The 12,975-nt window shown below is 60.0% G+C and carries 11 protein-coding genes; 6 read left to right on the forward strand and 5 right to left on the reverse strand.

Annotation, left to right across the window (positions count from 1 at the left end; all coding sequences use genetic code 11):
* Positions 1-5: 5 nt before the first annotated feature.
* Together efeO and efeU are read right to left on the reverse strand one after the other, a co-directional pair.
* Positions 6-1,205, reverse strand: coding sequence for an iron uptake system protein EfeO (gene efeO / locus ACA043_RS14420; protein ID WP_497659537.1), 1,200 nt, complete (start codon positions 1,203-1,205; stop codon positions 6-8).
* Between the two features lie 8 nt (positions 1,206-1,213).
* On the reverse strand, positions 1,214-2,059 hold the full coding sequence (gene efeU, locus ACA043_RS14425; RefSeq protein WP_497659538.1) for an iron uptake transporter permease EfeU: 846 nt from the start codon (positions 2,057-2,059) through the stop codon (positions 1,214-1,216).
* Between the two features lie 206 nt (positions 2,060-2,265).
* On the opposite strand from efeU, the gene ACA043_RS14430 reads away from it, so the two are divergent.
* Positions 2,266-3,282, forward strand: coding sequence for an AraC family transcriptional regulator (locus ACA043_RS14430; RefSeq protein ID WP_497659539.1), 1,017 nt, complete (start codon positions 2,266-2,268; stop codon positions 3,280-3,282).
* A gap of 33 nt (positions 3,283-3,315) precedes the next feature.
* On the opposite strand, the gene ACA043_RS14435 is transcribed toward ACA043_RS14430, so the two are convergent.
* On the reverse strand, positions 3,316-4,287 hold the full coding sequence (locus ACA043_RS14435; protein ID WP_497657778.1) for an IS110 family RNA-guided transposase: 972 nt from the start codon (positions 4,285-4,287) through the stop codon (positions 3,316-3,318).
* Positions 4,288-4,761: 474 nt separating this feature from the next.
* On the opposite strand from ACA043_RS14435, the gene ACA043_RS14440 reads away from it, so the two are divergent.
* The 5 genes from ACA043_RS14440 to ACA043_RS14460 all read left to right on the forward strand — a co-directional run bounded on the left by ACA043_RS14440 (position 4,762) and on the right by ACA043_RS14460 (position 10,449).
* Complete coding sequence (locus ACA043_RS14440) at positions 4,762-6,426, forward strand: AMP-binding protein (RefSeq protein ID WP_497659540.1); 1,665 nt, start codon at positions 4,762-4,764, stop codon at positions 6,424-6,426.
* A gap of 16 nt (positions 6,427-6,442) precedes the next feature.
* Positions 6,443-7,204, forward strand: coding sequence for an SDR family NAD(P)-dependent oxidoreductase (locus ACA043_RS14445; RefSeq protein WP_489881386.1), 762 nt, complete (start codon positions 6,443-6,445; stop codon positions 7,202-7,204).
* Positions 7,205-7,216: 12 nt separating this feature from the next.
* Positions 7,217-8,410 (forward strand): acetyl-CoA C-acyltransferase, encoded by a 1,194-nt coding sequence (locus ACA043_RS14450; protein ID WP_497659541.1) that lies wholly within the window; start codon positions 7,217-7,219, stop codon positions 8,408-8,410.
* Between the two features lie 122 nt (positions 8,411-8,532).
* Positions 8,533-9,660 (forward strand): acyl-CoA dehydrogenase, encoded by a 1,128-nt coding sequence (locus ACA043_RS14455; protein WP_497613898.1) that lies wholly within the window; start codon positions 8,533-8,535, stop codon positions 9,658-9,660.
* 15 nt (positions 9,661-9,675) lie between these two features.
* On the forward strand, positions 9,676-10,449 hold the full coding sequence (locus ACA043_RS14460) for an enoyl-CoA hydratase (RefSeq protein WP_497659542.1): 774 nt from the start codon (positions 9,676-9,678) through the stop codon (positions 10,447-10,449).
* A 121-nt stretch (positions 10,450-10,570) separates the two neighbouring features.
* Here ACA043_RS14460 and ACA043_RS14465 read toward each other — a convergent pair whose 3' ends face one another.
* Together ACA043_RS14465 and ACA043_RS14470 are read right to left on the reverse strand one after the other, a co-directional pair.
* Positions 10,571-11,722, reverse strand: a complete 1,152-nt coding sequence (locus ACA043_RS14465) for an acyl-CoA dehydrogenase family protein (RefSeq protein WP_187680596.1) — start codon at positions 11,720-11,722, stop codon at positions 10,571-10,573.
* A gap of 3 nt (positions 11,723-11,725) precedes the next feature.
* On the reverse strand, positions 11,726-12,832 hold the full coding sequence (locus tag ACA043_RS14470; RefSeq protein WP_497659543.1) for an enoyl-CoA hydratase/isomerase family protein: 1,107 nt from the start codon (positions 12,830-12,832) through the stop codon (positions 11,726-11,728).
* Positions 12,833-12,975: the final 143 nt, after the last annotated feature.

Below are 12,975 nucleotides of genomic sequence, written 5' to 3' on the forward strand. Positions count from 1 at the left end.
TCTGCTTACAGGCCGGAGAGGCCGAGGGCGGGATCAATGCCATCAAGTGCGTCGGCCAGAGCCTGGGCCTTGTCGGCGATCTGTTTGCGTTGTTCGCCGCTGACGCTGTCGTAGCTGGCGAAGCCGTCCTTGACCTTGAAACTGTTCAGTTGGGTGTCGAAGTCCGCCAGCGCCTGATCGATTTTCGGCAACAGTTCGGCGGCGGATTTGCTCAGCATCGGCCGCAGCAGGTCGACGACTTTGTGCGCGGTTTGCAGATTGGCAGCGAAACCGTTGAGGTCGCCGTGGCTGTAGCGTTCTTCTTCACCGCTGGCGGCGCGGACGTCGGCCAGGGTGTTGAGGTTGCGAACGACGATGTTGACCAGTTGCTCCGGTGGCAGCGACTGGGCAAGCAGTTGCTGTTTGAGCGTGGTGACATCGGTCAGCAAGCGCTGAGATACAGGCGCAAGGTCATCGAGTTTGCGTTGCTGGAACAGCGCGTATTCGATCCGGTGGAAGCCGACAAAGGCTGAATCCTGTTCGCGTTTTTCGAAGTAATCGGCGCGGGCATTGATGCTGTTGTCCAGTTCCGCCAGGCGTTGCGCCGCCGGGGCCAGATGTTGATAGGCCGTACGCGCCGGCAGGTACAGCGCCTGAGCCTGGCTTAAGTCGCCGCTCGCAATCGCCTGATCGAGTGCGGTCACGGCTTTGATCAAAGCGCTGCCCTGACTGGCCAGATACACACGGAACTCCGACAACGGCCCGATAAAGGCGACCATCGACGGTTTGGCCTTGGCGGCGGCGTCGGAAGCGGCGGTTGGTGTTACATGCAAAGTGCCGCGCGGATTGCTCAGCAGGCCGCAGGTGATCGCGTAGTCGCCGGGTTGCAGGTTGGCGTTGATCACCTGGCTCAAGCCCGGCGCAATGTTCTCGCGTTCTTCGACCACCAGCACGCCATCGAGGATTTCCCATTCCACCGCCCGCTCGGAGCGGTTGACGATGCGGAAACTGGCGCGGCCTGCCGGTACGGTCAGCGCATTCGGCTCGCAACTGCCCGGGTGGATGTTGACGACCACTTCGTCGTGGTTGTGCTGACGTTTGGCCGCCGCCAGTTGCGAGGCATAGTAGAACAGGCCGCCGGCGGCGATCATCACGACCACCGAACCGGCCACTGCCCAGCGCAAGGCGCGGGGAGGCGAGGCCTGTGGGGTATTAGGCTTTGACATGGGTGCCCTCATTGGCTGGAAACGGAATTCGATTGCGCGGCGTTTTTGGCGGGCGCCGCCGGGAGGAAAAACATCACCAGCGCCACTACCAGATAAATCAGATAAGCGCCGAGGGTGCTGACGGTTGGCGCATCCTGGTAACCGAACATGCCGGCCAGCACCGAGCCCAGCGGGCCGTCCATCGGCAGCGTTGCACTGACGTCGAAGAGCACGGTTTGCAGGTGATTCCACACCCCGGCTTCATGCAGGGCTTGCACCGAATTGGCGAGAATCCTCGCGGCCACCACCAGGATGAACAACCCGGTCCATTTGAAAAACACCGAGAGATTGAGACGCATGCTGCCGGTGTAGATCAGGAAGCCGACGACAATCGCCAGAAGCAGGCCGAGCAGGGCACCGATCGGCGCACCCGGGCCTTCGCTTTGCTGGAACACGGCGAGCAGGAAAAACACCGTTTCCAGGCCTTCACGCGCCACGGCAAAGAACACCATAGCGATCAACGCGATGACCTGATGTCTGGAAGAGGTCAGGGCTTCATCCAGTGAGGCGTGCAGCGAATGTTTGATCGACCGTGCGACCTTGCGCATCCAGAACACCATCGAGCTGAGAATCCCCACGGCCACCAGCCCGACGATGCCTTCAAACAGTTCTTGCTGCTTTTGCGGGAATTCGGCGCTGACCAGTTCCAGTCCTCCACCGACCAGCAGGGCGAGGGCGGCGGCGAGAAATACGCCGATCCACACGGCGGGCATCCATTGGCCACGGCCGGTCTGTTGCAGGTAGCTGGCGATGATGCCAACGATCAGCGCGGCTTCAATGCCTTCGCGCAGCATGATCAGAAAAGGAACGAGCATTCGGCATCCAGATAGTCATTCGAAGAGTTACAAGTTGTAACATAATGAAAGTCATTCTCACATGACAATCATTGACATAAACCTGAACGTCAGCTGAACAACCCGGTTTTTGCCCTGCACAGATCTCCTGCACAGGGTTCTGTGGTGTACTCCTGTCGTGCGGTAAGATGCCCGCCAGTCAAAAACAACAAGGTCTGCCTCGCTCCATGTCGGAAAAAGACACCATCGCCGTTCAACTGGTGCGTGAAGCGCTGCTGCAAAGTTGTGTCCCCGGCGTGGCCACGGAAGAAGTCCTGAACAAGGTCGGCATTGCGCCGGCCTTGTTGCAATCCGAAGATGGCCGGGTGCCGGCCTCGCAGTACGCCAGGCTCTGGCGTTTGTTGGCCCGGCGCGGTGATGATGAGTTTTTTGGCATGGACCCGCGCAAGCTCAAGTCCGGCAGTCTGGAGTTCCTTTGTCGCAGTGCGATGGCGCAACCGACACTCGCTGCCGGTTTGAGCGGCGGTCTGAGTTTCCTCTCGCTGATGCTTGAACGTCTGCCCGCGCAACTGGTGCATCAGCAGAGTCTGGCGGAAATCGTTCTGCTCGAAGACGATCCCGAACCGCGCCGTGCCTTCACCTATTTCACTTACTGGATGATCGTCCACGGCGTGGCCTGCTGGCTGGCCGGGCGGCGGATTCCGATTCTGGCCATTGAGCTGCGTTGCCCGGAACCGGACTTCACCGATGACTACCGGGTTATGTTCTCGGAGAACCTGCGTTTCGACCGGCCGCGCACGCGGATGATTTTCTCGGCGGACTGCCTGGATCTGCCGATCAAGCGCAGTGTTGAAGAGTTGAAACGCTTCCTGGCCCATGCGCCGGCCAACATCCTGGTCAAGTACCGCGATCCGCAAAGCCTCGCCAGCCGGATCAAACAGGATTTGCGCCAGCTCCCTGCTGAGCAGTGGCCGGAAACTGAAGCATTGGCGCAGCAGTTGTGTATGTCCGCTTCGACTTTGCGCCGACGTTTGGCAGAGGAAGGGCAGACGTATCAGGGGCTCAAGGACAGCGTGCGCAAGGAGTTGGCGATTGTCTGGCTCGCGGAGCCTTCGATCAGTTTTGTTGAAATCGCGGCGCGGCTCGGGTTTGCCGATGCGAGCTCGTTCTACAAGGCGTTTCGCAAATGGTCGGGGTCCAATCCCGGGCACTATCGCACGCTGATCCTCAATGACCCCACCTGAAATGCATTCCTCCTGTAGATACCGTCTTGCCCCTCATCGGGCAAGGGCAATTTTCGGGTCAAATGGCTGGCCCGATTTAAGAACGGCGTAGACAAAATGTAGGAGTTTGCGCATCGCTGCACAGATGATTTGCTTGGGGGCCTTGCCGTTGGCCTTCAAGCGGTCCTTCATGGCGATGATTGCCTTGTTGTGCTTCAGTGCAACCAACCCAGGCATGTATAGACCCGCCCGAACGCGAGCCGATCCGATCCTCGAAATCACTGTTCTGCCTTTGAATTTTCCCGAGTCCTGCAGCTTTGGGTTCAACCCGGCGGCAGCGACCAGCTTGCGAGGGTCGTCATATTTACGCAGGTCGCCCAACTCGGCCAGCAGCCGCTCAAGGGTTTTCTGGCCGATACCGTCGATGGTCACGATCAAGTCGCGCATTTGGCGCATGTCTGGATCATCGTCGATGTGTTTTTTGATTGATTTGTGAGTTTCAACGATCTCTTTCTCGATGTGACGCAGCACAGAGTTGATCGAGTCTTTGACCTTTTCGTCGGATACATCCAGGCGATTGAGCTCCATTTGCTCCATTTCCTGAAGGTCATCCAAGCGACGTACCATCGCCTTTAGCTGACGATATTTCAGCGGCTCTGGAGCCCAAAGCTGAAGCTTTTCAGCCTTTTCCCGAGCAAAGTCAGCGATCAATTTGGCGTCGCTTTTGTCGGTTTTGATCCGGCGCAGCTCGCTGTCGGCGTAAGCGTGGGTCGTAGCCGGATTGACGACGCAGACCCGGTAACCCTTGTTGTAGACGAACTCGGCAAGTTCCAGGTGATAAACGCTGGTGGCTTCCATCACGATCAGAGCTGTAGGCTCGACCTGCTTGTTCAGCCAGGCGTCAAACTCTTTGAAACCTTTTGAGTCGTTAGCCAGTTTGGCCTTGGTTTTGTGCTTGCCGTTTGGCAGGTGAGTGGCGATATCAAAGGTATTTTTAGCGACATCGACGCCGACGAAATTGGACATGACCGTTTCTCCATTAATCCGTTTTCGATCATCACTGCACTCTGTCCAACCTTGCGAATGCGGGCTCTCGCCAGAGACGGGCCCAAGATACCGTTCGAACTATACGAGTGAGTGTGGAGGGCTGGAGCACGATCTACATCACAGGCAAAAAGCCTAAGGAGCTGCACGGCTTCCAAGTCCCTCCCTCGATGATCAGTCGAGAACTATCGCTCCTGACGGAGCGATAGTCGAGATACAAGGAGCTGCCGAAGGCTGCGATCTTTTGATCTTGACCTTTAAAAGCAAGATCAAAAGATCGCAGCCTCGTTTCACTCGACAACTCCTACAGAAGGTGTGAGTCATTTTCGAAGGCATGGCCAAACCAGTCAGCCACTTTGATGGCTTTGACCATTGCCCCAAGCCACGCACAGCGCGACTATCCCTCTGTTGTTTACGGTTCCCCAACCTAATAAAAAACACAGAGGGATTCTGGCAATGCGCGACTACTTGTCTGCCACCGAACAGTTCAACTATCAGCACACCGTTGATACCGCGCTCAGCGGTACGCTTGAGGCGCTCAACGCCTGCGTCGAATGCTGCGACCGCCATGCATTGCCGGGGCGCATCGCGCTGTTCTGGGAGGGTCGCGACGGCGCCAGTGCGACGTACACCTTCAGCGACTTGCAGGACAAAGCCGCGCGTTTCGCCAATTTCCTCCTCGCCCAAGGCGTGCAGAAGGGTGACAAGGTCGCCGGCCTGCTGCCGCGCAACATCGAATTGCTCATCACCGTGTTCGCCACCTGGCGTATCGGCGCGGTCTATCAGCCGCTGTTCACCGCATTCGGCCCCAAGGCCCTTGAACATCGCCTGAACAGCTCCGGCGCCAAAGTGGTGGTGACCGACGCCGTCAACCGTCCGAAACTCGCTGAAGTCGCCGATTGCCCGACACTGGTCACCGTCGGCGGCGCCAAGGGCCAGGGTATCGTCCGAGGCGACTTCAGTTTCTGGGCTGAACTGGCCAACTATTCCAACGTCTGTGAACCGCTGATGCTCACCGGCGAAGACCCGTTCCTGCTGATGTTCACCTCGGGCACCACCGGCCCGTCGAAAGCGCTGTCGGTGCCGCTCAAAGCCATCGTCGCGTTCCAGAGCTACACCCGCGATGCCGTTGATCTGCGCCCCGAAGACGCGTTCTGGAATGTCGCCGATCCAGGCTGGGCCTACGGCATCTATTTCGGCGTGACGGGCCCGATGTCGATGGGCCACCCGATCACCTTCTACGATGGCCCGTTCACCCTCGAAAGCACCTGCCGGGTGATCAACAAATACGGCATCACCAACCTGACCGGTTCGCCCACGGCGTATCGCTTGCTGATTGCCGGCGGTGACGAGTTCGCCAAGTCGATCAAGGGCAAGCTGCGCATCGTCAGCAGCGCCGGCGAGCCTTTGAATCCGGAGGTGATCCGCTGGTTTGCCGACAACCTCGACGTGGTCATTCACGACCACTACGGCCAGACCGAACTGGGTATGGTCCTTTGTAACCACCACGGCATCGAGCACCCGGTTCACGTCGGCGCCGCCGGTTTCGCTTCGCCGGGCCATCGCATCGTGGTGCTCGACGAGCAATACAACGAACTCGGCGTCGGCCAGCCCGGCATTCTCGCCATCGACCGGCCTGAATCGCCAATGTGCTGGTTCGGTGGCTATGAAGGCGCACCAACCAAAGCCTTCGTCGGCGACTATTACCTGAGCGGCGACACCGTGGAATGGAACCCGGATGGCAGCATCAGCTTCGTCGGCCGCAGCGACGACGTGATCACCACCTCCGGCTACCGCGTCGGCCCGTTCGACGTCGAAAGCGCGCTGATTGAACACCCGGCCGTGGTCGAGGCGGCGGTGGTCGGCAAACCGGACCCGGAACGCACCGAACTGGTCAAAGCCTTTGTCGTGCTCAGCGCGCAATACCGCGCGGAACCTGCGCTCGCCGAAGAACTGCGCCAGCACGTGCGCAAGCGTCTGGCAGCGCATTCATACCCGCGTGAAATCGAATTTGTCAGCGAATTGCCCAAGACCCCGAGCGGCAAATTGCAGCGCTTTATCTTGCGCAACCAGGAAATCGCCAAGGCTCAAGAGGCCGCAGCGAAAAACGTTTCAGCTTGAATCCAAGGAAACAGTCATGCAGATCGAGAACAAGGTTTTTATCGTCACCGGCGGCGCGTCCGGCCTGGGTGCGGCCACCGCTGAATTGCTGGTGAATGCCGGCGCCAAGGTGATGCTGGTGGACATGAATGCCGAAGCGGTTGCCGCGCAGGCTCAGCGTCTGGGCGTACACAGCGTCGTCGCCGACATCAGCAATGAAGCCGCTGCCGAAGCCGCTGTGCAGGCGACCGTCAAAGCCTTTGACAGCCTCAACGGTCTGGTCAACTGCGCCGGCATCGTCCGTGGCGAGAAGATCCTCGGCAAGAACGGCCCGCACGCACTGGCCAGTTTTGCTCAGGTGATCAACGTCAATCTGATCGGCAGCTTCAACATGCTGCGTCTGGCCGCTGCGGCGATTGCCGAAAGCGAAGCCAATGCCGACGGCGAGCGCGGCGTGATCATCAACACCGCCTCGGTGGCGGCGTTCGACGGTCAGATCGGCCAGGCTGCTTACGCCGCCTCCAAAGGCGCCATCGCCAGCCTGACCCTGCCCGCTGCGCGCGAACTGGCGCGTTTCGGCATCCGCGTGATGACCATCGCCCCGGGCATTTTCGAAACCCCGATGATGGCCGGCATGACCCCGGAAGTTCGCGAATCGCTGGCTGCTGGCGTACCGTTTCCGCCACGTCTGGGCAAGCCTGCCGAGTACGCCGCGCTGGTCCGCCATATCATCGAAAACAGCATGCTCAACGGCGAGGTGATCCGTCTCGACGGTGCCTTGCGCATGGCCGCCAAGTAAGGAGGATTTGTCATGACTATTTCCAACGATCCGATTGTCATCGTCAGCGCCGTCCGCACCCCGATGGGTGGTTTTCAGGGCGAACTGAAAAGCCTCACCGCGCCGCAGCTTGGCGCTGCTGCCATCAAAGCGGCGGTTGAACGCGCCGGTGTTGCCAGCGATGCGGTCGACGAAGTGCTGTTCGGTTGCGTCCTGCCCGCGGGCCTCGGCCAGGCGCCTGCGCGGCAAGCGGCACTGGGTGCCGGGCTGGATAAATCGACGCGCTGTACCACGGTCAACAAGATGTGCGGCTCGGGCATGGAAACCACCATTCTGGCCCACGACATGCTGGTCGCCGGCAGCGCCGACGTGGTGATCGCAGGCGGCATGGAAAGCATGTCCAACTCGCCGTATCTGCTGGATCGCGCCCGCGCCGGTTACCGCATGGGCCACGGCCGCGTGCTCGACTCAATGTTCCTCGACGGCCTCGAAGACGCCTACGACAAGGGTCGCCTGATGGGCACCTTCGCCGAGGATTGCGCCGAGACCAATCACTTCAGCCGCGAAGCGCAGGACGCTTTTGCTATCGCCTCGACCACCCGCGCACAACAGGCGATCAAGGACGGTAGCTTCAAGGACGAAATCGTCCCGCTGACCGTGACCGTCGGCAAAGAACAGGTGCTGATCAGCCACGATGAGCAACCGCCGAAAGCCAAACTGGACAAGATCGCCTCGTTGAAACCGGCGTTCCGCGAAGGCGGCACGGTGACGGCGGCGAACTCCAGTTCGATCTCTGACGGCGCAGCGGCACTGGTGCTGATGCGTCAGTCGCAGGCGCAGAAACTCGGCCTGAAACCGCTGGCGGTGATTCACGGTCATGCGGCATTTGCCGACACTCCGGGCCTGTTCCCGGTGGCGCCGATTGGTGCGATCAAGAAACTGATCAAGAAAACCGGTTGGTCGCTGGGCGACATTGACCTGTTCGAGGTCAACGAAGCGTTTGCCGTGGTCGGCATGGCGGCGATGACGCATCTGGAAATCCCCCACGAGAAACTCAACGTGCACGGCGGTGCTTGTGCGCTGGGCCATCCGATCGGTGCCTCGGGTGCGCGGATTCTGGTGACCTTGCTCTCGGCATTGCGCCAAAGAAAGCTGAAACGCGGTGTCGCCGCCATTTGCATCGGCGGCGGCGAAGCCACGGCCATGGCCGTGGAATGCGTCTACTAACCGCGCGCCCTCTGTAGGAGCTGCCGCAGGCTGCGATCTTTTGATCTTGTCTGTTGAAAATCAAAGTCAAAAGATCGCAGCCTGCGGCAGCTCCTACATAGGGAAACAATCAAGGATTCACCATGATTCCCAACGAAGACCAAAACCAGATCCGCGACATGGCCCGGCAGTTTGCCGAGGAACGGCTCAAGCCGTTCGCCGCCGAGTGGGATCGCGAACACCGTTTCCCCAAAGAAGCCATCGGCGAAATGGCCGGACTGGGTTTTTTCGGCATGCTCGTGCCGGAACAGTGGGGCGGTTGCGACACCGGTTATCTCGCCTACGCCATGGCCCTGGAAGAAATCGCCGCCGGTGACGGCGCCTGCTCGACGATCATGAGCGTGCACAACTCGGTGGGTTGCGTGCCGATCCTCAAGTTCGGCAACGACGATCAGCGCGAACGTTTCCTCAAACCGCTGGCCAGCGGCGCGATGCTCGGTGCATTTGCCCTGACCGAACCACAGGCCGGTTCCGATGCCAGCAGCCTGAAAACCCGCGCGCGCCTTGAAGGCGATCACTACGTGCTCAATGGCTGCAAACAGTTCATCACCTCCGGGCAAAACGCCGGGATCGTGATCGTGTTTGCCGTGACCGACCCGAGTGCTGGCAAACGCGGAATCACGGCGCTTATCGTGCCGACCGATTCACCAGGCTACAAAGTCGCCCGCGTCGAAGACAAACTCGGCCAGCACGCTTCGGACACCTGCCAGATTCTCTTCGAAGACGTCAAAGTGCCGGTGGCCAACCGATTGGGCGAGGAGGGCGAAGGTTACAAGATTGCCCTGGCCAACCTTGAAGGCGGCCGCGTCGGCATCGCTTCGCAATCGGTGGGCATGGCCCGCGCCGCGTTCGAAGCGGCCCGTGACTACGCCCGCGAGCGCGACACCTTCGGCAAGCCGATCATCGAACACCAGGCCGTGGCGTTCCGCTTGGCCGACATGGCCACGCAAATCGCCGTCGCCCGGCAAATGGTGCATTACGCTGCCGCCCTGCGTGACAGCGGCCAGCCAGCGCTGGTCGAAGCCTCGATGGCCAAGCTGTTCGCCTCGGAGATGGCCGAAAAGGTCTGCTCCATGGCGTTGCAAACCCTCGGCGGTTACGGTTACCTCAACGACTTCCCGCTGGAGCGCATCTACCGCGACGTGCGTGTCTGCCAGATCTACGAAGGCACCAGCGACATCCAGCGCATGGTTATTTCGCGCAATCTCTGACAAGGAATCTTGCCCATGACTTACGAAACGATTCTGCTGGAAACCCATGGCCGCGTTGGCCTGATCACCCTGAACCGCCCGCAGGCGCTGAACGCCCTGAACGCGCAACTGGTCAGCGAAGTGAACCATGCCCTTGATGGCCTGGAAGCCGATGCCAACATCGGTTGCATCGTCATTACCGGTTCGAAAAAAGCCTTCGCCGCCGGTGCCGACATCAAGGAAATGGCCGAGCTGACGTATCCGCAGATCTACATGGACGACCTGTTCAGCGACAGCGATCGCGTGGCCAATCGCCGCAAACCGATCATCGCTGCAGTCAACGGTTTCGCTCTCGGTGGCGGCTGTGAACTGGCGTTGATGTGCGACTTCATTCTGGCGGGCGACAACGCCAAGTTCGGCCAGCCGGAGATCAATCTCGGCGTCTTGCCGGGCATGGGCGGCACCCAGCGCCTGACCCGAGCCGTGGGCAAGGCCAAGGCCATGGAAATGTGCCTGAGCGGGCGTTTGATCGATGCGGTGGAAGCCGAGCGCTGCGGCATCGTCGCTCGGATCGTGCCGAGCGATGAATTGCTGGATGAGGCGCTCAAGGTTGCCGCAGTGATCGCCAGCAAATCACTGCCGATTGCGATGATGGTCAAGGAGAGCGTCAACCGCGCGTTTGAGGTCAATCTGACTGAAGGCGTCCGCTTCGAGCGCCGGGTGTTCCATGCGGCGTTTGCCACGCAGGATCAGAAGGAAGGGATGGCGGCGTTTGTGGCCAAACGTACGCCTGAATTCAAGGGCAAGTAATGCAGCAGTCTTACTGACGTCATCGCTGGCAAGCCAGCTCCCACATTATCTTCGGTGTACACAACATTTGTGATCGACCGAAAACCCTGTGGGAGCTGGCTTGCCAGCGATGCTTTTGCTGTTAGATCTGGTAGTTCTTCAACTCCCGTGCAATCACCATCCGCTGAATCTCGCTCGACCCTTCATAGATCTGGGTAATCCGCGCATCGCGGTAGTACTTTTCGACCGGATAGTCCTCCAGATAGCCATACCCGCCATGAATCTGAATCGCTGACGAACAGACCTTCTCGGCCATTTCCGAGGCAAACAGCTTGGCCTGTGAAGCCTCCGACAGACACGGTTTGCCCGCCGTGCGCAGCCGCGCCGCGTGCAGGATCATCAGCCGTGCCGCATTCAATTGCATGTGCATGTCGGCCAGCAGGTTGGCGATGCTCTGGTGCTCGTTGATCGGTTTGCCGAATTGCACCCGGTCTCGCGAATAAGCCAGCGCCGCTTCAAACGCAGCACGGGCGATGCCCAAGGCTTGCGCGGCAATCCCGATGCGTCCGCCCTCAAGGTTGGACAGGGCAATCGCCAAGCCTTTGCCACGTTCGCCGAGCAGGTTGGCCTCGGGAATGCTGCAGTTGTTCAGCGTCACCGCGCAGGTGTCGGAGGCGCGGATGCCCATTTTGTGTTCGGTGCGGTCAACGATGAAACCTGGGGTGTCGGTCGGCACTAGAAACGCGGAAATACCTTTCTTGCCCAGATCCGGATCGGTCACGGCAAACACGATTGCCAGTTTCGCCCGTTTGCCGTTGCTGACAAATTGCTTGGCGCCGTTGATTACCCACTGACCGTCGCGCAGTTCGGCGCGGGTGCGCAGATTGTGCGCTTCGGAGCCGGCCTGCGGTTCGGTCAGGCAAAAGCAGCCGATGGTTTGCCCGCTGGCCAGATCTGCCAGCCAGGTTTGTTTCTGTGCTTCGCTGCCATAGTTGAGCACTGGGCCACAGCCGACCGAGTTGTGAATGCTCATGAACGCGCCGGTCGCGCCGTCACCGGCGGAAATCTCTTCTACTGCCAGTGCGTAAGCCACGTAGTCGACATAGGTGCCGCCCCATTCTTCGGGGACGACCATGCCCAGCAGACCCAGTTCGCCCATCTTCGCCACGAGGGCGTCATCGATCCAGCCAGCCTTTTCCCAGGCTTGCGCGTGGGGTGCGATTTCGCCACGGGCAAAGTCCCGGGCCATGTCGCGGATCATTACTTGTTCTTCAGTCAGTTCGAGATCGTGCATGGCTCAGCTCCCGCTCTCATCAAAACCGTGGAAGAAACTCGCGATATGCGCAGCGTCCAGTGCGGCGAGAGTCGGCGGGTTCCAGCGTGGTGACTTGTCTTTGTCGATCAGCAGGGCGCGGACACCTTCGATCAGATCGCCACGGGCGAACCACTGGCGATCCAGGTGCAGCTCCAGAGCGAAGCAATGTTCCAGGCTCAGATGCCGGCCACGACGGAGCATTTCCAGGGTGACGGCCATGGCCAGCGGTGAGCGGGTTTCCAGCAGATCCGCCGTAGTGGTCGCCCATTCATGGCTGTCGGCGACGGTTACCGCGCGCAATTGTTCAACCATGCTCGGCACATCCGGCAGGGCGAAGAAGTGGTCGATGGCCGGGCGCAAGGCCTGGAGCGGCGCACCGGGCAGGGTTTGCACGGCGTTTTTGGCCAGCAGACTCTGTAAATCCTTGAGCGGCGTGTCGTGCCATTCCAGGCCATCGAGTTGTTCATCGAGCGTGACGAGTTTATTGCTTTCGATGTACCAATCGGCGAGGCCGCAATACAGCGCATCGGCCGCTCGAATCTGCACGCCACTGACGCCCAGATAAATCCCCAGCTCACCGGGAATGCGCGGCAGGAAGTAGCTGCCACCGACGTCCGGGAAATAACCGATGGCCACTTCCGGCATCGCCAGACGGCTCTTCTCGGTGACCACCCGCAGATCGGCGCCTTGCACCAGGCCCATGCCGCCGCCGAGGACGAAACCGTCCATCAGCGCCAGCACCGGTTTGCGGTAGTGGTGAATAGTCAGGTCGAGGGCGTATTCCTCGACGAAGAAATCTTCGTGCAGCGTGTCGCCGCTTTTATAGCTGTCGTACAGGGAACGAATGTCGCCGCCGGCGCAGAAGGCTTTTTCACCGGCACCGCGCAGCACCACTGCGTGGACATTAGCGTCCGTGGCCCAGGCGTCGAGTTGCTTTTGCAGCAATCGAACCATGTCGAGGGTGATGGCGTTGAGGCCGGCGGGGCGGTTGAGGGTCAGGTGACCAATGTGGTTGCGAACCTCGGCCAGCACTTCGTTTTGCGTGGCATCCATGGACAACGTCCTCGGGGATGAAGCCTGAGCAGTCATCACTAACTCCCTGCTTTTATTGTCTTTATTCGAGAAGCTCGCGCGCGAGCGTTAACGGATCGTAACAGTGCAAATTTGCCGTGTACAACGGGGATATGTGCAGGGGCAGTCTGCGTTTTTGCCCTAAGTCATGGAATGCCACA

The organism is Pseudomonas sp. LBUM1648 (genome assembly GCF_059716145.1).